This window comes from Mycobacterium sp., from assembly GCF_046330795.1.
In the GTDB taxonomy this organism is placed as follows: Bacteria; Actinomycetota; Actinomycetes; order Mycobacteriales; family Mycobacteriaceae; genus Mycobacterium.
The window spans coordinates 1,350,025-1,372,716 of sequence record NZ_JAXLSA010000001.1; the positions used below are offsets into that span (position 1 = coordinate 1,350,025).

Here is a 22,692-nt window from a genome sequence, read left to right on the forward strand (position 1 = left end):
GGGGTTCTGAATGAGCGGTTGGTGCGCCGCTCAGGCTTCTGTTGAATTGCCTCGCTCCTCACCGGCCGCGTTACTCGGCCGGATCGTCGACTCGGCGGTTACTGCTGGCCGACCTCGAAGCGGACGAACCGGGTGATGGTCACGCCGGCCTCGTCCAGCAGGGCCTTGACGGTTTTCTTGTTGTCGGACACCGACGGCTGGTCGAGCAGCACGACGTCCTTGTAGAAACCGTTGACCCGGCCCTCGACGATCTTGGGCAGCGCGGCCTCGGGCTTGCCCTCTTCCTTGGCCGTCTCCTCGGCGATCCGACGCTCACCGGCGACGATCTCCTCGGGCACGTCCTCGCGGGTGAGGTACTTCGCCTTCAGCGCGGCGATCTGCAGCGCAGCCGCGTGCGCGGCATTTTTGTCCGAACCTTCGAACTCGACCAGCACGCCCACGGCCGGCGGCAGATCCGCGGCCCGCTTGTGCAGGTACGGCTCGACCTGACCGTCGAAGTAGGCGACCCGGCGCAGTTCCAGCTTCTCGCCGATCTTGGCGCTCAGGTCGGCGACGGCCTGCTCGACGGTGGAGTCACCGAGCTTGGCCGCCTTGAGGGCGTCCAGGTCGGTGGCCTTGGCGTCCAGCGCGGCGTCGACGATCTTGGCCGCGAGTTCCTGGAACTCCGCGTTCTTGGCGACGAAGTCGGTCTCGGAGTTGAGCTCGATCAGCGCGCCGTCCTTGGCGGCCACCAGGCCCTCGGCGGTGGCGCGCTCGGCGCGCTTACCGACGTCCTTGGCGCCCTTGATCCGCAGCACCTCGACGGCCTTGTCGAAGTCACCACCGGTCTCGGTGAGGGCGTTCTTGCAATCGAGCATGCCGGCGCCGGTCAGCTCCCGCAGGCGCTTGACGTCGGCAGCGGTGTAGTCAGCCATGTGTGTACTTCCTCAGGATGCGTCGGTGGTCTCGGCGGTTTCGGTCCCGGTGGTGGCGGACGCGAGCAGCTCCTGCTCCCACTCGGCCAGGGGCTCACCGGCTTCGGGCTTGCCGTCGCCGGCGGCCACGCCGGAGCGGGCCTGCAGGCCCTCGGCGACCGCGGACGCGACCACCTTGGTCAGCAGGGCAGCCGAGCGGATGGCGTCGTCGTTGCCCGGGATCGGGTAGTTGACCTGGTCGGGATCGCAGTTGGTGTCCAGGATCGCGATGACCGGGATGTTCAGCTTGATCGCCTCACTGACGGCCAGGTGCTCCTTGTTGGTGTCGACGACCCAGATGGCCGAAGGCACCTTCTGCATGTCCCGGATACCGCCGAGGCTGCGCTCGAGCTTGTTCTTCTCGCGGGTCAGCATCAGGATTTCCTTCTTGGTGCGACCCTCGAAGCCACCGGTCTGCTCCATGGACTCGAGTTCCTTGAGCCGCTGCAGGCGCTTGTGCACGGTGGAGAAGTTGGTGAGCATGCCGCCCAGCCAGCGCTGGTTGACATAGGGCATGCCGACGCGGGTGGCCTCGTCGGCGATGGACTCCTGCGCCTGCTTCTTGGTGCCGACGAACAGGATGGTCCCGCCGTGGGCGACGGTCTCCTTGACGAACTCGTAGGCTTTGTCGATGTAGGTCAGGGTCTGCTGCAGGTCGATGATGTAGATGCCGTTGCGGTCGGTGAAGATGAACCGCTTCATCTTGGGGTTCCAGCGTCGGGTCTGATGCCCGAAGTGCGTGCCGCTGTCGAGCAGCTGCTTCATTGTTACGACAGCCATGATGGCCATACCTCTTATGTTGTGTCGGTTGTCGTCCGGCGACGGGGTGTCACCGGACCCTGGCGACTGCTTCGATGCCGGACCCTGGCGTCGTTCGACGTTCGGGACCGCCCGGCATACGAGGTCACGAACCTCCATCGAGGGAAGCTCGTTCGCAGACGCGCGAAGTCAGCCCGCGCGAGCGAGCTGCGGGAATGAGTTTACCGCACCGAAACGGGTGCTCCGTCCACAGTGCGTAGCGCATCCCCAGACACCGGCCTTGCGACTTTCCGGGCCGCCGAGAACGCGGTGAACTGGGCCAATGCGCTGGCCCGTCATCACGATACTCATCCTGTGGGGGCTGCCGGCGGTATCGGCGACCGCCGACGCCGTCCGGCTGCAGTGGCCGTTGCGACCACCCCCGGCGGTGACACGGATGTTCGACGCGCCCTCACCCAACTGGAACCGGGGCCATCGCGGCGTGGATCTGGCCGGTGCGGTCGATCAGCCCGTCTACGCGGCCGGTTCCGCGACGGTCGTGTTCGCCGGGATATTGGCCGGCCGTCCGGTGGTATCGCTGGCGCATCCGGGTGGCCTGCACACCAGCTACGAACCGGTTCGCGCGCTGGTTCGCGCCGGGCAGACGGTCGACGCCAACACTCCGCTCGGGCGGTTGCAGGCGGGCCACCCCGGCTGCCCGGCTCCGGCGTGCCTGCACTGGGGCGCGATGTGGGGGCCGGCGTCGCGCGCCGACTACGTCGACCCGCTCGGTCTGTTGGCCGGCACCCGGGTGCGGCTGAAACCGCTCGCGGGGTAGCCCCGTTCCCCCCGCCCCTTTCCCCCCGCCCCTTTCCCCCCGCGAGCGGCCGTGTCTGTACACATCCGATCGGCGTGTCCCGTACAAGGGCGGACGCTCGGCACTGATTCGTGCGCCAGTTAGGCCCGCGGGTGGGCCTGATCGTGCACAGCCCGTAACCGCGCCACGGTGACATGGGTGTAGAGCTGGGTGGTGGCCAGCGTCGAGTGGCCCAGCAGTTCCTGCACGATCCGCAGATCCGCACCGCCCTCCAGCAGATGCGTGGCGGCGCTGTGCCGCAGCCCGTGCGGGCCCATGTCGGGGGCGCCGTCGACCGCCGACACCGTCTGGTGCACCACGGTGCGGGCCTGCCGCGGATCCAGCCGCTTGCCGCGGCTGCCGAGCAGCAGCGCCGGCCCGGAGTCCGGCGTCGCCAACTCGGGGCGGCCGTCGACCAGCCAGACCCGCAGCGCCTCTGCGGCCGGTTCACCGAACGGAGCGGTGCGCTGCTTGTTGCCCTTGCCCAGCACGCGCAGCAGCCGCCCACCAAGGTGGATGTCGTCGACGTCCAGACCGCACAACTCGCTGACCCGGATTCCGGTGGCGTACAGCAGCTCGACGATCAGCCGATCCCGCAGTGCCAGCGGATCGCCCTCAGCCGCACCGGATTTCGCGGCCGCCAAGGCGTCCAGTGCCTGATCGGTGCGCAGCACCGCCGGCAATGTGCGATGCGCCCGTGGCGTCTGCAGCCGGGCCGAGGGATCGGCGTCGACCAGCCCCCGGCGCAGCGCCCAGGCGAAGAACGTCTTGGCCGACGACGTGCGGCGGGCCAGCGTGGTGCGTGCCGCTCCGCCGGCGGCCTGCGCGGCCAACCACGACCGCAGCACCGGAAGCGTGACCGCACCCAGGTCCGCGCCGGGGGCCCGCTCGGAGACGAATTCGAACAACGAACGCAAGTCACCCAGGTAGGCCCGCCGGGTGTGCGCCGAGCGTCCGCGTTCGAGCGCCAGGTACTCGGCGAAGTCGCCGAGGATTACCTGCAGGGACGGGTGCACGTGCTCACCGTGGCAGACGGGCCGGTGCCGCCGTGAGGTTGGCGTCCGCGTGTCGCGGCGTCGTTACGCGGTTGTGCCTTCGGCCGCCTCGGCCTCGGCGAGTTCGCGCTTCCACTGCCGGAAGGTTTCCTCGGTGCGGCCGCGGCGCCAGTAACCGGAGATCGACGACGCCCATTTCGCGTCGACACCGCGTTCCTTGCGGATGTAGGGCCGCAGGTTGTGCATGACGGTCTGGGCCTCGCCGTGGATGAACACCTGCACCTGACCGGGTAGCCAGGGTGCCGTGGTGACGGCGGCGATCAACGGGGCGTGGTCGCCGGCCAGATCGTCGGGCACCGCGTCGGCCCGGCCACCGCGATGCACCCAACTGACCGTCACCCCCGCCGGCGCGTTCAGCTCGACCTCATCCTCCGGCGTGGCGACCTCGAGGAACACCTGGCCCACCGCATCGGCCGGCAACGCTTCCAGAGCCACACTGATGGCCGGGATGGCCGCCTCGTCGCCGGCGAACAGGTGCCAGTCGGCGGCCGGGTCGGGCGAATAGGCGCCACTGGGACCCATCAGGTAGGCCGGATCTCCCGGCTGCGCCTTTGCGGCCCAGGGGGCGGCGAACCCGTCGTCACCGTGGACGACGAAATCGATGCTCACCTCACGGCGCTGGGCGTCGGCGCGGCGCACCGTATAGGTGCGTACCGTGGGCCGCTGGTTCTCGGGCAGCCCGTCGAAACTGTCCAGGGTCAGCGGCCTGGGCAGTCCGGTGACGTCCACCCCGCTGGGCACGATCACCACCTTGACGTACGAGTCGGCGAACGAGCTGGGCTCGAAGGTGTCAAAACCGTTGCCGCCCAACACCACGCGCACGATATGTGGGGCGATCTGATCGGTGGCGACGACGGTGAAACTGTGGATGGGGCGACCTGCCATTGAACCGACTATACGAGGGCTAACTACACTGCAGGGCCGTACGCGACCGGGAGGAGCGCAATGGCACCGCAGAGCCGCGCGGTCCCCGTGATCGCGCTGACCGGCTTCCTGGGCGCCGGCAAGACGACCCTGCTCAACCACGTGTTGCGCACGCCCGGCGCGCGGATCGGCGTCGTGATCAACGACTTCGGCGACCTGAACGTCGATGCCGCCCTGGTGACCGGACAGATCGACGAGCCGGCATCGATCGCCGGCGGCTGCCTGTGCTGCCTGACCGACGACGACGCACTGGACGAGGCGCTGACCAAGCTCGCCGACCCCGCACTCGGGTTGGACGCGATCATCGTGGAGGCCAGCGGGCTGGCCGATCCGGTCGCGATCTCCCGGATCATCCGTTACAGCGGAGCGGACAACGTCCGCTGGGGCGGCGTGGTCGACGTCATCGATGCGCGCGCGCATTTCGACACCGTCGACCGCGGCAGCGTTCCACCGGCCCGCTACGCCGCGGCCTCACTGGTGGTCGTCAACAAGCTCGACCAGGTACCGGACGCCGAGCGCGAGTCAGCCCTGGCCCGGATCCAGGCCCGGATCCGCGAGCTCAACACCGACGCCCACATCGTCGGGGTGACCGCCGGGCGGATCGACCCGGCGCTGCTCTACGACGTCGGCGCGCGCAGCGAGGAACCCGGGCAACTGTCGTTGCGGGATCTGCTGCTCGAGGCCCCGGCGCACAGCGGCGACCACGGGCACGATCATGACCTCGACCACGCCGATTCCGTCACGGTGACCTCAGCGGGCGGTATCGACCCCGACGCGTTGTTCGACCTGCTCGAGAATCCGCCGCCGGGCGTCTACCGCCTCAAGGGCGTGATCGAGGTCAATTCCCGTGCGGCCGCGCGCCGTTACGTCGTCAACCTGGTGGGCACGACGATCCACCTCGCCAAGGCCCCCGAATCGGCGAGCGCAAATCACCTGGTGGCCATCGGCATGCACCTGGCCGCCGACGACGTCCGCGCACAACTGGTGCACGCACTGCAGCCGGGCTCGGCCTCGGCCGGCGGACTGCGCCGGCTGCAGCGCTACCGGCGGCTGAGCATCTAACGCCGGCGCAGCACGATCAGGTTGTCGATGAGTGCGCCGTGACTACCGTCCGGCCCGACGGCCTCGCGTTCGGCGGGCCCGACCGCCACCTCGTCCCACTGACCGGGGTCCAGCATCATTCCGTCGAGAACCTCGGTGGCGCTGGGGAACACATGATCGTGATGTCCTTCGGCCCACGGCGGGGCCGCGCCGTGATCGACGATCAGCAGCATGCCGCCGGGGGCGACGGCGGCTGCGGCCCGGCGCATCACCACGTTGCGGTCCCAGTCGTGCCACGAATGCAGGAAGTGCGCCGACACCAGATCGAACTCGCCGTCGGGGAAGGACTCGGTCAGATCATGCTGCTGGAAGTCGATGCGGTCGGCGAATTCTGCGGCGGTCTCGGCGGCCCGGCGCAGTGCGTTGACGGCGATGTCGGTGGCGACCACATGCCACCCGCGCTGGGCCAGCCACGCGGTGTCCCCACCTTCACCACAGCCGAGATCCAGCGCGCGGCCCGGGGCGAGGTCGGTGACGAACTCGACCAGCCGCGCGTTGGGCCGGCCGCTCCAGATCCGGTCCGGGCCGGCGTAGCGGTCCTCCCACATCTGCTGCGGGTCAGCATCTTCGGCAACGTCTTCGGAACCATGTTCGGGCATCCGGGCACCTCCTGCGTTCTGGGTCATCGCCAATGCTTGTCGATGTGTTCGCATTTTGGCAAGCTAGTTTGCCATGCAGGCAAATGAGGACGATGCCGACGTCGATCTGCGGGTGCGTCGCCGACTCCGCGAACTGCGACTACGCCAGGGTCTGACGCTCGAGGAGGTCGCGTCCGTGGCACGACTCGACGTCTCGACCCTGAGCCGGCTGGAATCGGGCAAGCGCCGGCTCGCGCTGGACCACCTACCCCGGCTGGCCGCCGCCCTGTCGGTGAGTACCGACGATCTGCTGCGCGAGCCCGAACAGGCCGACCCGCGGGTGCACGGCAAATCGCACACCCAGCACGGCATTACCTTCTGGCCATTGACCCGGCACGGGCCGGCGGCCGGACTACACGCCTTCCGGATCCGGATCAGCGCCCGGCGGCGCCGCCCGCCGGACACCCTTCCGGTACACGAGGGCCAGGATTGGATGTACGTGCTCTCCGGCCGGCTGCGGTTGATCCTCGGCGACCGGGACTTCGTCATCGAGCCCGGCGAAGCCGTCGAATTCAGCACCTGGACCCCGCATTGGTTCGGTTGCGCCGACGGACCGGTGGAGGCCATCATGCTGCTCGGGCCGCACGGCGAACGACTCCATCTGCAGGACTAGGGTTCTCGCCGCCCAGAGGGAACCAGTCGCCACCTCCCGTCGATCTTCTCGACCAGGCCGGCAACCTCCAGCATCGCCAGCGGCCCGAGAATCTGTTGCACCGGCAGTGCGGCTTCCAGTGCCAAGTCCTCGGCGCTGCGCAGTCCGCGCGCCGGGAAGGCCTCGTGGACGCGACGTTCCTCGTCGCTCAGCCCGTCCAGCGGTGTCGATGGATGCTCGGGTTCATCCGCGAATTCGCCCATCCGGCCCATGATTTCGACGATCTCGCCAGCGCGGGTCACCAGGGTGCTGGTGCCCCGCCGCAACAGTTGATGGCAACCTGCCGAGGCCGAGGACGTCACCGGTCCCGGCACCGCGCACACCGGCCGGCCCATCGCATGCGCCCACGACGCCGTGCTGGCGGCTCCGCTGCGCAGTCCCGCTTCCACGACCACCGTGGCCCCGCTCAGTGCCGCGACCAGACGATTACGGGTCAGGAAGCGGTGTCGGGCCGGGCGGATCCCCGGCGCATACTCGGTGAGCAGCAGTCCGCTGGTCGAGATCCGGTGCAGCAGTGCGGAGTGCCCACTCGGGTAGGGAACGTCGATCCCGCCGGCAAGCACCGCGACGGTGGTCCCGTCGGAGGCCAGCGCCGCGCGATGGGCGGCACCGTCGATGCCGTACGCACCGCCGGAGACCACTGCGACCTCACGCTCGACCAGACCCGCGGCCAGATCGGCGGTGACGTGTTCCCCGTAGGCGGTGGCCGCCCGGGTGCCCACCAGAGCGACCGAGCGTTCGGCGACCTCGTCGAGGCGTGCCGGACCGATCGCCCACAGCACCAGCGGTGGATCGCTGCGCTCCTTCTTGCGGACGTCCGTACCGCCGAACGCGACGAGTGCCAGCAGCGGCCACTCGTCGTCGCCCGGGGTGATCAGCCGACCGCCCCGGGCCTGCAGCATGGCCACATCGGTTGCCGCGCAGTCCTGTTCGCGGCGCGCATCGACGAACGGAGTAAGTTCTTCCTCTTCATCTCCGCGCCGGATCCGGGCCGCCGCCTCGACCGGTCCGACAACGGCGACGTAAGCGGCCAGCGCGGCACAGGGCGGCTCGACGACCCGCGACAGGTAGGCCCAGGCCAGCAACGTCCGCTGGTCGTTCATCGGGCCGCCCCGTGCTCGCGGAAGCTCAACGCCGTGGCGACGTCGACCTTGTCGGGCGAGGTGCGGCCCTGCAGATCCGCGATGGACCACGCCACCCGCAGACAACGATCCGCACCGCGCACGCTCAACGTGCCCCGGTCCATCGCCCCGCGCAGCGGCGCCATCGCCGCGGGGCCCGGCCGGAACCCGCGGCGCAACACCGGCCCGGGCACCTCGGCGTTGGTGCGCACGCCCAGGACGCTCCATCGTTCGGCCGCGGCGGCCCGCGCCTGGGCGACCCGGGCCTGCACCTGCGCACTGGACTCCCCCGCGGCACCGTCGCGAAACGCCCCCGCGCCCACGGGATTCATCTGCACCCGCAGATCGACCCGGTCCAGCAGTGGACCCGACAGCCGGCCCAGGTAGCGGCGTTTGACCGCGCCCGGGCAGATGCAGTCTCGCGGATCGGCGGGTGCACAGGGGCACAGGTTGGCAGCCAGCACCAACTGGAAGCGCGCCGGGTAGCGAGCCACGCCGTCGCGGCGAGCCAGGCGAATCTCCCCGTCCTCCAACGGAGTTCGCAGGGCTTCGAGCACGCTGGTGCCGATCTCCGCGACTTCGTCGAGGAACAGCACGCCGCGGTGGGCCCGGCTGACAGCCCCCGGGCGGGCCATCCCGGTGCCACCGCCGACCAGTGCGGCGACGGTCGAGCTGTGGTGCGGCGCCACGAACGGCGGGGTGGTGATCAGCGGCCTGTCGTCGGCCAGCAGCCCGGCCACCGAATGGATGGCGGTGACCTCCAGGGCCTCGGTCTCGGTGAGTGCGGGCAGCAGACCCGGAAGCCGTTGCGCCAACATGGTTTTCCCGATGCCCGGGGGCCCGGTCATCATCAGATGGTGTGCGCCGGCGGCAGCGACCTCGAGGGCGTAGCGGGCCTGATCCTGGCCCACCACATCGGCGAGGTCGGCGTAGCCGTCGTCATCCGGCGCGGTGATGGGCACCCGCTCGGCCAGTTGCCCCGCCCCTTCGAACCAGGACTTCAGCTGCGTCAGCGTGGCCACGCCGAGCACCTCGATCCCGTCCACCAGGCTGGCCTCGGCGAGGTTCTCCATCGGTACCACCACCGTCGGCCGGCCCTCGCGCTGCGCGGCCAGCACCGCGGGCAGCACCCCACGGACCGGACGAACCCGGCCGTCGAGCGCCAATTCGCCCAGCAGCACGGTCTTCTCCAGGCGCGGCCAGGTCTTCTTGCCCGCGGCCGAGAGGACGGCGCACGCCAGGGCGACGTCGTAGACGGACCCCACCTTGGGCAGGGTCGCCGGGGACAGTGCCAACGTCAGCCGCGACATCGGCCAGTCGTTCCCGCTGTTGGTGATGGCCGAGCGGACCCGGTCGCGCGACTCCTGCAGCGCCGCGTCGGGTAGGCCGACCAGATGCACACCGGGCAGACCCGAGGTGATGTCGGCCTCGATCTCCACGATCTCACCGTGCAACCCGTTGACCGCGACCGAATATGCCCGCCCCAGCGCCATCAACCCACTCCCTTCAGATGTGAGATCTCGTACCGCCGGGTGCCCCCCAGTCGCACCCCGACCACATCGATGCGCAATGCCCCGAACCGACGATCCTGCTGCGCGAGCCACAGCGCGGCCAGCCGGCGGATCCGGCGGACCTTCTCGGGTGTCACCGCTTCGGCCAGCCCACCGAATCCATCGCCGGTACGGGTCTTGACCTCAACGAACACCACGGTCCCGCCCGATGCGTCGGTGGCGACGACATCGAGTTCGCCGTACCGGCACCGCCAGTTGCGCACCAGGATCCGCATCCCCAGCGCCTCGAGATGGTCGACGGCCAATTGCTCACCGCGTGCGCCGATCTCGGCGCGGGTCAGGTTCTCCGGAACGGTCATGGCATCAGACTGCGCATCCCCGCCGACAGCGGTGCACCACCGAATGCCGAAACACCGGCCAGAGCACCGGGTTGTGCACAGTTGCGCATTGATCCACAGGCTGGAGACGATGACGGGGTGCAGACCGTCGGAAAGATCGTCGTCATCACCGGAGCGGGCAGCGGCCTGGGCCGCGCCACCGCTCGGGTCCTCCTCGACCGGGGCCACCGCGTGGTGCTGGCCGGCCGCCGCCCCGACGCCCTGACCGAAACCGCCGGTGGACACCCCAACGCCCGCGTCACCCCCACCGACGTCACCGACCCGGCCTCGACCAAGGCCCTGTTCGACGACACCGTCGCGACGTTCGGCCGCGTCGACGTGTTGTTCAACAACGCCGGGGTGTTCGGACCGCCGGCGTCCGTCGCACAGATCGACGACGACGGCTGGCGCCAGACTTGGCGGGCCAACGTCGACGGCAGCGTGTTCTGCGCCCGCGAAGCGGTCCGCGCCATGACGGCTCAACTCCCCCGTGGCGGCCGGATCATCAACAACGGCTCACTGTCCGCGCACCGGCCACGCCCGAACAACGTGGCCTACACCGTCACCAAGCACGCGATCACCGGACTGACGGCCTCGATGCTGCTCGATCTGCGTGACCTCGACATCTCGGTCACCCAGATCGACATCGGAAACGCCGCCACCGCAATGACTTCTGGATTCAGCCAGACACTGCAGGCCAATGGGACGCTGGCCGCCGAACCGACCTTCGACGCCGTTCACGTTGCCACGTCGATCGCCCATCTGATCGATCTGCCGCTGGAGGTGTCGGTCCCACAACTGACCATCATGGCCCGCGGCATGCCGTTCCACGGCCGGGGCTGAGTCGTGCGGTTCACCGTCAACTGTTCCATACTTCTGACGAATCTCCCTGTGCCGCAACGTGTATCAGCCGCACGCTCGGCGGGGTTCGACGCCGTGGAGTTCTGGTGGCCGTTCGACGCCGCGATTCCCACCCAGCGGGAGGTCGATGCGTTCGTTCGGAGCATCGCCGACGCGGGGGTCACCCTGAGCGGGCTGAACTTCGCCGCCGGCGACCTGGCCGCCGGTGAACGCGGCCTGCTCAGCGATCCGCGGCGGACCATCCTCTTCCGCGACAGCGTCGAGATCGCCCTGGCCATCGGAGATCAGTTGGGCACCAAGGTGTTCAACGCGTTGTACGGCAACCGCCGCGACGGCCTCGATCCCGCCGCCCAGGACGCCGTGGCAATCGAGAACCTTGCCCACGCGGCCGGACTCGCCGAACGACAGGGCGCAGCGGTGGTGCTGGAACCGCTCAGTGCCATCCCCGCCTACCCGCTGCGGACGGCGGCCGACGCCCTCGCGGTGATGGACCGGGTGCAGGCGCAAACGGGGGTGTCGTCACTGCGGCTGCTGGCCGACCTCTACCACCTGACCGTCAACGGCGACGACGTCCCCGCCGTCATCGACACCCACGTCGACCGCATCGGGCACGTCCAGATCGCCGACGCCCCCGGCCGGGGTGCGCCGGGCACGGGACGCGTCGATCTGGAGGGGCACCTTCGGCGACTGGCCGACGGCGGGTACGGCGGATACGTCGGGCTCGAATACCACGCTCCGGACGACCCATTCGGGTGGCTCGCGCGGAACGAGATCGGCCTGTTCGACTCCGGTGAACCGCAGTAGGCTCCAACCAGGCACACGCAGAGGGGGCTCGGTCGTGTTGGTTTCCAGTTTCGACATCAGCAGCATGAGTTACGGATCGAGTGCCATGCGCGCCACGTACTCCGCCTACTGGCTGGAGTTGACGAACCTGAGTGGCGCGAACATCTCGTTCGAGGTTGCCGCCCATGTCACGCGCTACTCGTCGTATCCCTACGGTCAGCCGACCGATCCCAATGTGCAACTGGCGGAACTGAAGGATTTCGTCGGCGGCGCACTGGCCGGCGACTATTACACCTGGTACGCCGGCGGCTGGGCCCTCGAGGGCGGCCACCCGGTGCTGCGCCTCACGGTGCCGGTGCCGGCCAACTCGTCCCAGCCGGTCCGGCTGTCGGCATTCTCGGTGAACAGATTCCCCCGCGCCGAGGGATACGTCGAGCTCACGGTTCCCGTAATACGTTCGGACAAGCCACCTTTCAACTGGATCCCGCAGTCCGACCGGCCCGTCCCGGTCCTGCTGTATCCCGCCACCGAAGAACACGCGACACAGGGCGGCGGTGAAATCTCGTCGGCCCGCCAACCGTTGCCGCTGGCCAGCGGACAGCCCTACAACGAGATCCCACCGAAGACGGAACTGCGGGTCCAGCGGATCCCGATCCGTGATCTGCTGATCCGCAACCCCGCCTTCGTCGCCAAGGCGGCAGGCGCCGGGCCGGCCGACGAGGACGACGTGAGATCGGTGGTCGACCTGCTCACCTCGCTCGGCGCCGACGACCGTGCGGCACTCAACGAACTTCTGCAGACCATGGAGAGCCCGATTCGGGTCGAGAGCCGCGACTGAACCCGGGCGCGCCTTCCGGACAACTCTCAACCTCAGCTTTACCCTGAGCATGTGACGGTAGTGACAGATGTGCTCGATGATTCGCTGACAGCGCTCGACTTCGACGCCGCCATCCCCTGCGCCTGCAAGGGCTCCTGCAGCCACCAGGAACACGACGCCACCTGGTGGATCACCCTGTCGTGCGGGTGCTGCTACCCGTTCTGCGAGTCGGCGCTCAAATTGGCCAACCTGCGGTTGAAGGTGCGTCGGCTGGACTGCCGGCTGTGCGGCGCGGACCGCATCACCGTGCGGTCCGTCGTGAGGATCTGAACCAGCGGCTATTCAGTCGTAGCCGGGCCTCTCGCTCGCGGAAAAGCACCGCTCGCCGAACCCGGCTATTCAGTCGTAGCCGGGCCTCTCGCTCGCGGAAAAGCACCGCTCGCCGAACCAGCGGCTATTCGGGCAGCCGCAGCTCGGGCTTCTCCACCTCTTCGACGTTCACGTCCTTGAACGTGATCACTCGGACCTGCTTGACGAAGCGCGCCGGCCGGTACATGTCCCACACCCAGGCATCGGCCAGGCGCAGCTCGAAGTACACCTCACCGTCGGCGTTGTGCGGGATCAGCTCGACGTTGTTGGCCAGATAGAAGCGCCGCTCGGTCTCCACCACATAGCTGAACTGCCCGACGATGTCCTTGTACTCGCGGTACAGCGAGAGCTCCATCTCGGTTTCGTACTTCTCGAGATCTTCAGCGCTCATCGTTGTCTGTTGTCCCTCATGTTCGGTGGATACCCGTCCATCTTTCCCTACGCCTGACGAACCTGTCCTGCGACCCGGCGCACATTGATGAACGAGTACCGGTGCTGATCCGACGGGCCCAGCGCCGAGAGTGCGGTGGTATGGGCCAGCGTGCTGTACCCCTTGTGCTCGGCGAACCCGTAGCCGGGATACTGGGCGTCCAGCTCGACCATGAGCCGGTCCCGGCTGACCTTGGCCAGCACACTGGCCGCGGCGATGCACGCGGCCGCCCCGTCACCGCCGATCACCGGCAGCGACGGCACCGCCAGGCCGGGCACCCGGAATCCGTCGGAGAGCACATATCCGGGCCGCATCGCCAGCCCCGCAACGGCGCGGCGCATGCCCTCGATGTTGGCGACGTGCACGCCGCGGCGATCCACCTCGGCCGACGGGATGAATACCACGTGATACGCCAGGGCATACCGCTTGATCAGGGGAAACAGCCGCTCGCGTTCACGTTCGCCGAGCTTCTTGGAGTCGTCCAGGGCCGCCAGGCTGCCCAACCGGTTGGGGCCCAGCACGCAGGCCGCCACCACCAGCGGACCCGCACACGCGCCGCGGCCCACCTCGTCGACCCCGGCCACCGGACCCAGACCGCCGCGATAGAGCGCCGATTCGAGGGTGCGCAGCCCCGCCGACCGCCGGATGACGGTCCGCGGCGGCCAGTTCATGGTCAGCCGCCCTGCTGCGGGTCGATCGCGTGCACGGCACCCCAGCGGCCGGGCGGCCAGGCGATGAAACGCGCCTTGCCGATCACGTTGCCCACCGGGACGGTGCCCTGCTCCGGGTCGCCCGTGCAGATCAGACCGTTCTGGAAATCCGCCGGGTTGCTCGCGCAGTGACCACGCGAATCCAGCGAATGGGTGCGGTTGTCGCCCATCACCCACAATCGACCGTCGGGCACCTTCACCGGTCCGAACTCGCTGCCCAGGCAGGGGAATTCGGCGGGGTCGGCGGACATGGTCTCGGGGTCCAGGTACGGCTCGGTCAGGCGCTTGCCGTCGACGGTCAGACCGGTGGCAACGCGGCACTGCACCGTCTGGCCGCCCACCGCGATAACGCGCTTGACCAGGTCGTTCTCGTCGGGAGGAATGAGATTGACGAACGACAGCGCGTTCTGGATCGCCCGGATGACGGTGTTGGTCGAACGGTTCGACTTGTAGCCGGCGTTCCAGGCCGACGGGCCCTTGAAGACGACGACGTCGCCGGGTTCGGGCTGGGAGAAGTGGTAGACCATCTTGTCGACCACCACGCGGTCACCGACGCAGCCCGAGCAGCCGTGCAGCGTCGGCTCCATCGACTCCGAGGGAATCAGGTAGGGACGTGCGATGAACGTCATCACGCCGACGTAGAACACCAGCGCGATGGACACCAGGATGACGAATTCGCGTAGCGCAGAACGCTTCTTGGGTGGCTCCGCGGACGTTTCGTCGGGCGCCGCCGTGGAATCGGCCGAGTCAGAGGTGTCGGTCACGGCAACAGCGTAGCCACGAAACCTGCGAGCTCAGCGCCCGGGCGCGCCGCCCTGGGCGCGTTCAGCGCTTCTCTTTGATCTTGGCCTTCTTGCCACGCAGTTCGCGCAGGTAGTACAGCTTGGCGCGGCGCACGTCACCGCGGGTCACGACCTCGATGTGGTCGACATTGGGCGAGTGCACGGGGAACGTGCGCTCCACGCCCACGCCGTAGCTCTCCTTGCGGACGGTGAAGGTCTCGCGCACACCGCCACCCTGGCGCCGGAGGACGACACCCTTGAAGACCTGGATGCGCTCCTTGCTGCCCTCGATGACCTTCACGTGCACGTTCACGGTGTCGCCGGGGCCGAAAGCCGGGATGTCGTCGCGAAGCGACGCCTGGTCGACGAAGTCCAGCGTGTTCATCGGTGACTCTTCCTTGCGGTCGCGGCCCAAGGGCGGCGGCTCGGGAACGAGCGCGGCCGACCCATCGAGCCGATGGTTGGGGCTTGCGGGTTGTTCGCCCGGCGGCGGCGCGTGAGCGGCCCGGCGCGGACAACTGCTCAATTGTGCCAGATGACGGGCACGCAGCGAAATCGCGACCGCCGGATCGGCGTCCGGCACACGCCCGCTCGCGAAGTGCGCGATTGGCACCGCCGCCGATTACCCTATCCAGCAATCCCCCGCACGCGCCCCTGAAGGAGCCCCATGCCACGCCGCCCGTTCCCGCTGACCCGGGCGGTCGCGGCGGTTGGTTGCGTGGCCCTGCTGGGCAGCCTCGCCGGGTGCGAGGCCAAGGTCTACGGCGCTCCGCCGGTGGGCCCCACCGGTTCCGACGTTCACGCGCTGCTGCCGGGGGCGCCGGCCGACAACACGCCGGCCGCGCCGCCCAGCATGCTCCCCGCCTTCGACGGCTTGCCGGCCCGCGCCCAGCAGGCGACGGCCGACGCGTCCCGCGCCGGGGCCGACATCAACGTCGCGGTGCTCGACCGCGACACCGGCGAGTTGGTCACCAACGGGCGCGACGGCACCATCGCCATTGCGTCGGTGGTGAAGCTGTTCATCGCCGACGATCTGTTGTTGCAGGTGGCCAAGGGCCAGACCGAACTGACACCGGCAGACCAGCAGCTGCTCGACCTGATGCTGCGTTCCTCGGACGACAGCGCCGCCGAGACGTTCTGGAACCGCAGCGGCGGCTCCGCGATCATCACCCGGGTGGTGGGCCGCTACGGGCTGACCGCCACCCGTACCCCCGGAAACGGCCGCTGGTACAACACCATCAGCACGGTCACCGACCTGGTGCACTACTACGACATGCTGCTGTCCGGTGCCGGCGGACTGCCGCCCGAGCAGGCCAACATCATCGTGGGCGACCTGGCGCAGTCGACGCCCACCGCGCCCGATGGAATGGTGCCCGGTGGGGTGTACCCGCAGCGGTTCGGCATCCCCGAAGGCCTCTACGCCGAGCCCGTCGCCGTCAAGCAGGGCTGGATGTGCTGCATCGGCGCCGACTGGATGCACCTGTCGACCGGGGTGATCGGGATGGATCGCCGCTACGTGATGGCGATCAGTTCGATGCAGGCCGCCGACGCGGACGATGCCCGCGCCACCATCACCGACGCGGTGAAGACGATGTTCCCCGGCGGTCGGATCTAGGCGTCGGTGTCCGGCAGGTCATCGAGCAGATCCGGACGGCGCTCGCGCGTGCGGCGCAACGATTCCGCGCGTCGCCATGCCGCCACCCGGGCATGGTCACCGGAGAGCAGGACGTCGGGCACGTCCAGCCCGCGCCAGCTCGGCGGCCGGGTGTAGCTGGGGCTCTCCAGCATTCCGCCGAGCGACGACGCGTGCGAATCCTGTTGGTGTGAAGCAGGATTGCCCAGCACATTGGGCAACAGCCGCAGCACCGCCTCGACCATCACCAGGGTGGCCGCCTCGCCGCCGTTGAGCACATAGTCGCCGATCGAGACCTCCTCGACCCGCATCCGGCGCGCCGCGTCCTCGGCCACCCGCTGATCGATGCCCTCGTAGCGGCCGCAGGCGAACACCAGGTGCTCCTCGCCGCTCCAGCGTGCCGCGGTGGCCTGGTCGAACAACCGGCCGGCCGGTGTCGGAATCACCAGCAGCGAACGCTCCGAACAGATTTCGTCGAGCGCCTGCCCCCAGATCGGGGCGCGCATCACCATTCCCGGGCCGCCACCGTACGGTGCGTCGTCGACCGATCGATGCACATCCTGCGTCCAGTTCCGTAGGTCGTGGACGCCGAGCTCCACCAGGCCGGACTGAATGGCCTTGCCCGGCAGCGACTCCCGCAGCGGCTCGAGATACGCCGGGAAGATCGTGACAATGTCGATCCTCATCGACTGCTGCCCGTCACAGCTCGTCCAGGTTCAGCAGGCCGTCGGGCGGGTCGATCTCGATATAGCCCGCCCCGGGCCGGTCAGACACTGCAACCGTCGGCACGATCGCGGTCACGAACGGAACCAGCACCTCGGTGCCGTCGGGCCGCGTCACACTCAGCAGCTCCCCCGCCGCGGTGTGCAACACCTCGGCCACGACGCCGACGTCGGCGCCGCCAACCGTGCGGACCCGCAGTCCTTCGAGCTGATGGTCGTAGTACTCGTCGGGTTCGGTAATGGGCGGCAGTTCGCCGGAGTCGACCACGAACAGGGTCCCGCGCAGGGCATCGGCGCTGTCGCGGTCGTTGACGCCGGCCAGTCGCACCAGCAGCCGCCCGCCGTGCGCGCGGGCCGACTCGATGGTGTAACTGCCGTCCGGCCGACCACGGAATCCCTTGGCCCGCAAAGTGTTACCGCGGGCGAAGCGGATTTCCGGGTCGTCTGTCCGAACATCGACGACCACCTCGCCGGTGATGCCGTGCGCCTTGGCCACGCGCCCGACGACCAGCTCCACGAGCGGCTACTGGTCGGTGTCCACCACGTCGACACGGATGCCGCGACCGCCGATGCCGGCGACCAGGGTGCGCAGGGCGGTCGCGGTGCGACCACCGCGACCGATCACCTTGCCCAGGTCGTCGGGGTGGACGTGCACCTCGACGGTGCGGCCACGGCGGTTGGTCACCAGATCGACGCGGACGTCGTCAGGGTTGTCGACGATTCCGCGAACCAGATGCTCGACGGCGTCGACGACGACGGTGCTCATTCGGCAGGCGTCTCGGCTTCGGCGGCCGAGGCTTCAGCAGCCGGGGCCTCGGCTTCGACAGCCGGCGCCTCTTCAGCGGCAGGAGCCTCGTCGGCGGCCTCCTCGACCTTCTTCGCGGGCGCCTTCTTCTTCTTCAGCTGGGTGGCCTCACCGCTGGGAGCGCCATCGGCGCTGGCCAGAGCGGCGTTGAACAGGTCCAGCTTGGACGGCTTCGGCTCCTTGACCTTCAGGGTGCCCTCGGCTCCCGGCAGGCCCTTGAACTTCTGCCAGTCGCCGGTGATCTTCAGCAGCGCCAGAACGGGTTCGGTGGGCTGGGCGCCGACACCGAGCCAGTACTGCGCGCGCTCCGAATCGATCTCGATCAGGCTCGGCTCTTCCTTGGGGTGGTAGCGGCCGATGACCTCGATGGCGCGACCATCGCGGCGGGTGCGCGCGTCGGCGACGGCGATGCGGTACTGGGGATTGCGGATCTTGCCAAGCCGGGTGAGCTTGATCTTGACAGCCATGATGAAACGTCTCCTGTGGTTGCCACGCTGCAATTCAGCGATGCCGGGCAGGTGGCCCGGATCCGGTTTTGCCTCACGTGTGTGACCGCGCACGGCCGGAGTCGCGCGACAGACAGCCGCTGATTCTGCCAGAACCGCCAGGCCGGACAAAAATCCCGCCAACCCCGCCGAGACTGCGCTGGGAGCGACCGCCCGTCCGATTCTTCGCTCTGACCGCAGACTGACCGCCGTCAGATGACTCAGAGGAGCTTGTCGAAGCACTTCTCCTCGACGCGCCGGGTCATCCGCCAGCCGTCGGCGGTCCGGATCAGTTCGTCGACGTACCAGATACCGACGAACAGGATCTGGCTCGGCTTGTCGCCCTCCGCGGCCTTGAACACCATCGGGTTGAAGCAGATGGTGCGCACGGACGCATTGTCGGCGTCGGCGGAGAAGCGGATGTCGACATTGCCCAGCATGTGCGAGTAGGCCGGGAAGTTCGGTAGCACGTCGGCGAGCCACCTCTTGACCTCGGGATAGTGCCCGTCGATGCCGCCCGTGACGCGGTAGTCGATGTAGGCATCCGGGGTGAACACCGCATCGAGGTCGTCGAACCGGCGCTGGTCGAGCGCGGTCGAATAGTCGACGAGCAGTTGCTGGATCTCCAGCCGGTCGGATATCTCCTGCAGGCTCAGCACACCGTGAAAGGTAGGCCGCACATCCACCCGCGTCGCAAGTAAGGTCACCCTAACTACTAAGCGACCGAGTGGGGTGGGTGTGCAGGACCGTCCGGAGTTCTCGCTGATCGTGGGCTACGCCAGCGATATGGGCGCCGCCGAGTACATCGCGATGCAGCTGGCCGACGCCTGCAAGGAACGCGGAATCCTCGCTGTCGACGTCGCCGAGACCGAGCTCAACGACATCCCGTTGGCCGATCTGCAGGCCGCGACGCACTTCGTCGCGGTGTCCTCGACCTTCGGCGACGGCGAATTCCCCGACAACGGCACCGTGTTCTGGGAGGAACTCAGCGCCGAGGGCGCCGCCCGGCTCGACCACCTGTCGTTCGCGGTGCTGGCACTCGGCGATCAGTCCTATCCCCTGTTCTGCCAGGCCGGCCGCGACCTCGACGAGCGCCTGCAGGCCCTCGGGGCGACCCGCATCGCCGACCGGGTGGACTGCGACTGCTACTACGAGAAGGACGCGGCCGCCTGGAGCGCCGACGTGATCAAGCTGCTCGAGGCGGCGTCGACGGGCACCCGAACCGCACCGGTGCCCGCGCCGGCAACGACGGTCCGCGCGGCCCCGTGGGACCGCAACCACCCGTTCGAAGCCCGGGTCACGGTCAATCGCCTGCTGACCGCGCCGGAATCCGACAAGGAGGTCCGGCACGTCGAGATCGACCTGGGCGACTCCGGGATCGACTACGCCGCCGGGGACTCGATCGCGGTTCATCCCGTCAACGATCCGGAGCTGGTGGCGGCGGTGCTGGCGCGCCTGGGCGTCGCGGCCGATTACATTCTCGACGGTCATGAGCAGCCCCTCGGCGAGCTGCTGGCCGACCAGTTGGAGATCCGGACCCCGTCGCGCGACCTCGTCGACCTGGTGGCGGCCCGCGCCGGCGGGCCCGGGGCGGCGCAGATCCTCGGCGCCGGCGACCACGATGTGCTGGACCTGCTCGAGCTCGCCGACCTGGGTGTCGACGAGGTGGTGGAGGCGCTGCGGCCGCTGCAGTTCCGCGACTACTCGATCGCGTCGAGCCCGCTGGTCGACGGGCGGCGGGTCCACCTGACCGTCGCCACCGTGCGGCACACCGCCCGCGGCCGCCTGCGCGGGGGCGTGGCCTCGACCTTCCTGGCCGACCGGTGCGCCTCGGTGCGGGTGCATCCGCGGCCCAATCACGGCTTCCGGCTGCCGGCGCCCGACGTCCCCATCATCATGGTCGGCCCGGGCACCGGAATCGCCCCGTTCCGGGCATTCCTGCGGGAACGGCAGGCGCAGAGCGCCACCGGGCAGTCCTGGTTGTTCTTCGACGACCGTCGGCGCGCCACCGACTTCCTGTACGGCCCGGAGCTCACCGCGTTCGCAGAGTCCGGCGTCCTGACGCGCCTGGACCTGGCCTTCTCCCGGGAGACCGACAGCCCGAAAGTCTATGTGCAGCAACGCATGAAGGAGAACGGCGCCGAACTGTTCGACTGGTTGCAGCGTGGCGCGCACCTCTACGTGTGCGGGGACGCCGAGGCCATGGCCAAGGACGTCGACGTCGCACTGCACGAGATCGTGGCCGGGGCGGGCGGCATGGATGCGGCCGCCGCGCACTCCTACGTCAACGAGCTCATCAAGGCGCATCGCTACCTGCGCGATGTGTACTGATCGCCACCGGTTTCGTTTCCGCCGGGCCTCCTGCTCGCGGAACTACACCGCTCGCCGAACCCGGCGGTGCCCTCGCCGCCGGGCCTCCTGCTCGCGGAACTACACCGCTCGCCGAACCCGGCGGTGCCCTCGCCGCCGGGCCTCCTGCTCGCGGAACTACACCGCTCGCCGAACCCGGCGGCGGGTTAGGCTCGGAGGCCATGCGCCGGATTCTGACCTGCCTTGCCGTCCTGCTGTCCCTGGTCGCCGCCCCAGTGGCGATGGCCGATCCCCTCGACGTGCAGCCGGCCGGTTCGGCCCCGATCCCCGGCGGGCCGGCGGCATCGTGGATCATTGCCGACATGGACACGGGCCAGGTCCTGGCCGGCCGCAACGAGGACGCTCCGTCGCCGCCGGCCAGCACGATCAAAACCCTTCTGGCGCAGGTGATCCTGGACGAGGTGCCGCTGGATTCGACCATCGTCGCCACCGAGGCGGACACCCACGTGGAATGCAACTGCGCCGGGGTGGCCCCCGGAGTCACCTACACCGCCCGCCAACTGCTCGAGGGGCTGCTGCTGGTGTCCGGCAACGACGCGGCCAACACCCTGGCCCGGATGGTCGGCGGCGCCGACGAAGCCGTGGCCAAGATGAACGCCAAGGCCGCCCTGCTGGGCGCCTACGGCACCAACACCGGCAGCCCATCGGGTATCGACGCACCCGGCATGGCGATGTGGAGTACGCCGCACGATCTGGCCGTCATCTTCCGCAACGCCATGAGCTATCCGGTGTTCGCCCAGATCACCAGCCAACCGTCGGCGGTGTTCCCCACCAAGACCGGCGACAAGGTGCTGGTCAACCAGGACGAGATGCTGCACCGCTATCCCGGCTTCCTCGGCGGCAAGACCGGCTACACCGACCTGGCCCGCAAGACGTTCGTCGGCGCGGCCGAGCGCAACGGGCGGCGCCTGGTGGTCGCGATGATGTACGGGTTGGTCCACGAGGGCGGGCCCAGCTACTGGGATCAGGCCGCCAGCCTGCTCGACTGGGGGTTCGCCCTGGATCGCAGCTCCAGCGTCGGCGCGCTGTAGCCGCAACCCGTTCGAGATCTCAGCGCGTCCTGGAGTAGACGCCGGCCGCCTACTGTCGTCGCTCGTGGCCCTGCGACGTGCGTTGACGATCGCGGCGACGACGCTTGTCGTGGCGGCGGTGCCACTGTCGCTGTGCCCGTCCGTTGCCGCCGAACCCGTCGTCGGGCCTGCCGCCGCGGTCACCGCGCCAGAGGGACCGGCGCAGGCCTGGCTGGTGGCAGACATCGACAGCGGAAAGATCCTGGCCGGCAAGGACCCCTACGGCGTGCACGCGCCGGCGAGCACCATCAAGGCGCTACTGGCCATGGTGGTGCTCGACAACCTCGCGCCGAACGCCGCGGTGCGCGCCACTACGGCGCACACCCAGGTCGAATGTTCTTGTGTGGGACTGGTTCCGGGGCAGGTGTACACCGCCCGGCAGCTGCTCGACGGGCTGTTGATGGTGTCGGGGAACGACGCCGCGAATCTGTTGGGTGACATGCTCGGCGGCTACCGCGCGGCCATCGCCCGGATGACGGCGAAGGCCGCCAGCCTGGGCGCCCGGCGCACCCGGGCGATGTCGCCGTCCGGCCTGGACGGCCCGGGCTGGGAAACCCTGACCAGCCCGCACGACCTCGCGTTGATCTACCGGGCCGCGTTGAGTTACCCGATCATCGCCCAGATCTTCCGGCAGCCCTCGGCCCAGTTCCCCGACCGCGGCGGCTACAAGACGCTTACCGCACAGAACAAGCTGCTGGCGCGCTATCCCGGCGATCTGGCCGGCAAGACCGGCTACACCGATCTGGCCGGAGACACCTTCGTCACCGTGGCCCAGCGCGACGGCCGGCGGTTGGTGGCGGTGCTGATGAAGGGCGACGGTCCGCTATGGGATCAGGCCGTGGGCCTGCTGGACTGGGGTTTCGCCCAGCCGCGTTGAGCCGCTCTGCGCCGAGCGTGGGCCTCACGCACGCAAATCTTGATTCCGCCAA

General features: G+C 69.0%; 27 protein-coding genes and 1 pseudogene. 11 read left to right on the forward strand and 17 right to left on the reverse strand.

Annotated features, from left to right (window positions below; all coding sequences use genetic code 11):
• Nucleotides 1–98: 98 nt before the first annotated feature.
• Both tsf and rpsB read right to left on the reverse strand, forming a co-directional pair.
• The gene (gene tsf / locus U0R18_RS06370) at nt 99–914 is read right to left on the reverse strand and encodes a translation elongation factor Ts (protein ID WP_526367029.1); all 816 of its coding nucleotides are present in this window, start codon (nt 912–914) and stop codon (nt 99–101) included.
• Nucleotides 915–926: 12 nt separating this feature from the next.
• A complete protein-coding gene (rpsB, locus tag U0R18_RS06375; protein WP_526367031.1) occupies nt 927–1,733 on the reverse strand; it encodes a 30S ribosomal protein S2 in 807 nt (268 codons plus the stop codon).
• A 346-nt stretch (nt 1,734–2,079) separates the two neighbouring features.
• Between rpsB and U0R18_RS06380 the strand changes: the two are divergent.
• Nucleotides 2,080–2,523 (forward strand): annotated as a pseudogene (locus U0R18_RS06380) (M23 family metallopeptidase); the annotation flags it as partial.
• A 125-nt stretch (nt 2,524–2,648) separates the two neighbouring features.
• Here U0R18_RS06380 and U0R18_RS06385 read toward each other — a convergent pair.
• Nucleotides 2,649–3,551, reverse strand: coding sequence for a tyrosine recombinase (locus U0R18_RS06385; RefSeq protein ID WP_526367475.1), 903 nt, complete (start codon nt 3,549–3,551; stop codon nt 2,649–2,651).
• Between the two features lie 75 nt (nt 3,552–3,626).
• Nucleotides 3,627–4,487 carry a siderophore-interacting protein gene (locus tag U0R18_RS06390; RefSeq protein ID WP_526367033.1) on the reverse strand — a complete coding sequence of 287 codons (861 nt, stop codon included), beginning with the start codon at nt 4,485–4,487 and terminating at the stop codon, nt 3,627–3,629.
• A 60-nt stretch (nt 4,488–4,547) separates the two neighbouring features.
• Here U0R18_RS06390 and U0R18_RS06395 point away from each other — a divergent pair, with 60 nt between their 5' ends.
• Nucleotides 4,548–5,588, forward strand: coding sequence for a CobW family GTP-binding protein (locus U0R18_RS06395; protein WP_526367035.1), 1,041 nt, complete (start codon nt 4,548–4,550; stop codon nt 5,586–5,588).
• Here U0R18_RS06395 and U0R18_RS06400 read toward each other — a convergent pair.
• Complete coding sequence (locus U0R18_RS06400) at nt 5,585–6,253, reverse strand: class I SAM-dependent methyltransferase (protein WP_526367037.1); 669 nt, start codon at nt 6,251–6,253, stop codon at nt 5,585–5,587. The two genes, U0R18_RS06395 and U0R18_RS06400, sit on opposite strands and share 4 nt — an antisense overlap.
• A 46-nt stretch (nt 6,254–6,299) precedes the next feature.
• Here U0R18_RS06400 and U0R18_RS06405 point away from each other — a divergent pair, with 46 nt between their 5' ends.
• Nucleotides 6,300–6,878, forward strand: a complete 579-nt coding sequence (locus U0R18_RS06405) for a helix-turn-helix domain-containing protein (RefSeq protein WP_526367039.1) — start codon at nt 6,300–6,302, stop codon at nt 6,876–6,878.
• Here the strand turns inward: U0R18_RS06405 and dprA are convergent.
• Genes dprA through U0R18_RS06420 form a run of 3 tightly spaced genes read right to left on the reverse strand, consistent with a single transcriptional unit; the run spans nt 6,875 to nt 9,908 of the window.
• Nucleotides 6,875–8,020: a DNA-processing protein DprA gene (gene dprA, locus U0R18_RS06410; protein WP_526367041.1), complete on the reverse strand. Its 1,146-nt coding sequence runs from the start codon at nt 8,018–8,020 to the stop codon at nt 6,875–6,877. The genes U0R18_RS06405 and dprA overlap by 4 nt on opposite strands.
• Nucleotides 8,017–9,531, reverse strand: coding sequence for a YifB family Mg chelatase-like AAA ATPase (locus U0R18_RS06415; RefSeq protein WP_526367043.1), 1,515 nt, complete (start codon nt 9,529–9,531; stop codon nt 8,017–8,019). Before U0R18_RS06415 ends, dprA begins: the two co-directional genes overlap by 4 nt.
• The gene (locus U0R18_RS06420) at nt 9,531–9,908 is read right to left on the reverse strand and encodes a YraN family protein (RefSeq protein WP_526367045.1); all 378 of its coding nucleotides are present in this window, start codon (nt 9,906–9,908) and stop codon (nt 9,531–9,533) included. The genes U0R18_RS06415 and U0R18_RS06420 overlap by 1 nt, the downstream gene beginning before the upstream one ends.
• A gap of 117 nt (nt 9,909–10,025) precedes the next feature.
• Between U0R18_RS06420 and U0R18_RS06425 the strand changes: the two genes are divergently transcribed.
• From U0R18_RS06425 to U0R18_RS06440, 4 genes are read left to right on the forward strand one after another with little or no spacing between them, the layout of a single operon-like run.
• On the forward strand, nt 10,026–10,769 hold the full coding sequence (locus tag U0R18_RS06425; protein ID WP_526367047.1) for an SDR family oxidoreductase: 744 nt from the start codon (nt 10,026–10,028) through the stop codon (nt 10,767–10,769).
• Between the two features lie 3 nt (nt 10,770–10,772).
• Nucleotides 10,773–11,591, forward strand: coding sequence for a hydroxypyruvate isomerase family protein (locus tag U0R18_RS06430; protein ID WP_526367049.1), 819 nt, complete (start codon nt 10,773–10,775; stop codon nt 11,589–11,591).
• Nucleotides 11,592–11,625: 34 nt separating this feature from the next.
• Nucleotides 11,626–12,408 carry a hypothetical protein gene (locus U0R18_RS06435; RefSeq protein WP_526367051.1) on the forward strand — a complete coding sequence of 261 codons (783 nt, stop codon included), beginning with the start codon at nt 11,626–11,628 and terminating at the stop codon, nt 12,406–12,408.
• A 51-nt stretch (nt 12,409–12,459) separates the two neighbouring features.
• Nucleotides 12,460–12,717 carry a hypothetical protein gene (locus U0R18_RS06440; RefSeq protein ID WP_526367053.1) on the forward strand — a complete coding sequence of 86 codons (258 nt, stop codon included), beginning with the start codon at nt 12,460–12,462 and terminating at the stop codon, nt 12,715–12,717.
• 124 nt (nt 12,718–12,841) lie between these two features.
• On the opposite strand, the gene U0R18_RS06445 is transcribed toward U0R18_RS06440, so the two are convergent.
• The 4 genes from U0R18_RS06445 to rplS all read right to left on the reverse strand — a co-directional run bounded on the left by U0R18_RS06445 (nt 12,842) and on the right by rplS (nt 15,063).
• Nucleotides 12,842–13,147: a DUF2469 family protein gene (locus tag U0R18_RS06445; RefSeq protein WP_526367055.1), complete on the reverse strand. Its 306-nt coding sequence runs from the start codon at nt 13,145–13,147 to the stop codon at nt 12,842–12,844.
• A 47-nt stretch (nt 13,148–13,194) separates the two neighbouring features.
• Nucleotides 13,195–13,863, reverse strand: a complete 669-nt coding sequence (locus U0R18_RS06450; RefSeq protein WP_526367477.1) for a ribonuclease HII — start codon at nt 13,861–13,863, stop codon at nt 13,195–13,197.
• Nucleotides 13,860–14,660, reverse strand: a complete 801-nt coding sequence (lepB, locus tag U0R18_RS06455; RefSeq protein WP_526367057.1) for a signal peptidase I — start codon at nt 14,658–14,660, stop codon at nt 13,860–13,862. The genes U0R18_RS06450 and lepB overlap by 4 nt, the downstream gene beginning before the upstream one ends.
• 61 nt (nt 14,661–14,721) lie before the next feature.
• The gene (gene rplS / locus U0R18_RS06460) at nt 14,722–15,063 is read right to left on the reverse strand and encodes a 50S ribosomal protein L19 (RefSeq protein WP_526367479.1); all 342 of its coding nucleotides are present in this window, start codon (nt 15,061–15,063) and stop codon (nt 14,722–14,724) included.
• A 282-nt stretch (nt 15,064–15,345) separates the two neighbouring features.
• On the opposite strand from rplS, the gene U0R18_RS06465 reads away from it, so the two are divergent.
• Nucleotides 15,346–16,293 carry a serine hydrolase gene (locus tag U0R18_RS06465; RefSeq protein ID WP_526367059.1) on the forward strand — a complete coding sequence of 316 codons (948 nt, stop codon included), beginning with the start codon at nt 15,346–15,348 and terminating at the stop codon, nt 16,291–16,293.
• Here U0R18_RS06465 and trmD read toward each other — a convergent pair.
• From trmD to U0R18_RS06490, 5 genes are all read right to left on the reverse strand, one after another.
• Nucleotides 16,290–16,997 carry a tRNA (guanosine(37)-N1)-methyltransferase TrmD gene (gene trmD / locus U0R18_RS06470; protein ID WP_526367061.1) on the reverse strand — a complete coding sequence of 236 codons (708 nt, stop codon included), beginning with the start codon at nt 16,995–16,997 and terminating at the stop codon, nt 16,290–16,292. The genes U0R18_RS06465 and trmD overlap by 4 nt on opposite strands.
• A gap of 13 nt (nt 16,998–17,010) precedes the next feature.
• A complete protein-coding gene (rimM, locus tag U0R18_RS06475) occupies nt 17,011–17,550 on the reverse strand; it encodes a ribosome maturation factor RimM (RefSeq protein ID WP_526367063.1) in 540 nt (179 codons plus the stop codon).
• A gap of 6 nt (nt 17,551–17,556) precedes the next feature.
• The gene (locus U0R18_RS06480) at nt 17,557–17,799 is read right to left on the reverse strand and encodes an RNA-binding protein (RefSeq protein WP_056548932.1); all 243 of its coding nucleotides are present in this window, start codon (nt 17,797–17,799) and stop codon (nt 17,557–17,559) included.
• Nucleotides 17,796–18,305, reverse strand: coding sequence for a 30S ribosomal protein S16 (gene rpsP, locus U0R18_RS06485; RefSeq protein WP_526367065.1), 510 nt, complete (start codon nt 18,303–18,305; stop codon nt 17,796–17,798). Before rpsP ends, U0R18_RS06480 begins: the two co-directional genes overlap by 4 nt.
• 239 nt (nt 18,306–18,544) lie before the next feature.
• Entirely contained in the window at nt 18,545–18,982 is a 438-nt protein-coding gene (locus tag U0R18_RS06490) for a nuclear transport factor 2 family protein (protein ID WP_526367067.1), read from the reverse strand.
• 79 nt (nt 18,983–19,061) lie between these two features.
• Here U0R18_RS06490 and U0R18_RS06495 point away from each other — a divergent pair, with 79 nt between their 5' ends.
• The 3 genes from U0R18_RS06495 (at nt 19,062) to U0R18_RS06505 (ending at nt 22,640) form a co-directional block, all read left to right on the forward strand.
• Entirely contained in the window at nt 19,062–20,654 is a 1,593-nt protein-coding gene (locus U0R18_RS06495) for a diflavin oxidoreductase (RefSeq protein ID WP_526367069.1), read from the forward strand.
• 200 nt (nt 20,655–20,854) lie between these two features.
• Nucleotides 20,855–21,724, forward strand: a complete 870-nt coding sequence (locus U0R18_RS06500; protein WP_526367071.1) for a D-alanyl-D-alanine carboxypeptidase family protein — start codon at nt 20,855–20,857, stop codon at nt 21,722–21,724.
• Nucleotides 21,725–21,794: 70 nt separating this feature from the next.
• On the forward strand, nt 21,795–22,640 hold the full coding sequence (locus U0R18_RS06505; protein ID WP_526367481.1) for a D-alanyl-D-alanine carboxypeptidase family protein: 846 nt from the start codon (nt 21,795–21,797) through the stop codon (nt 22,638–22,640).
• Nucleotides 22,641–22,692: the final 52 nt, after the last annotated feature.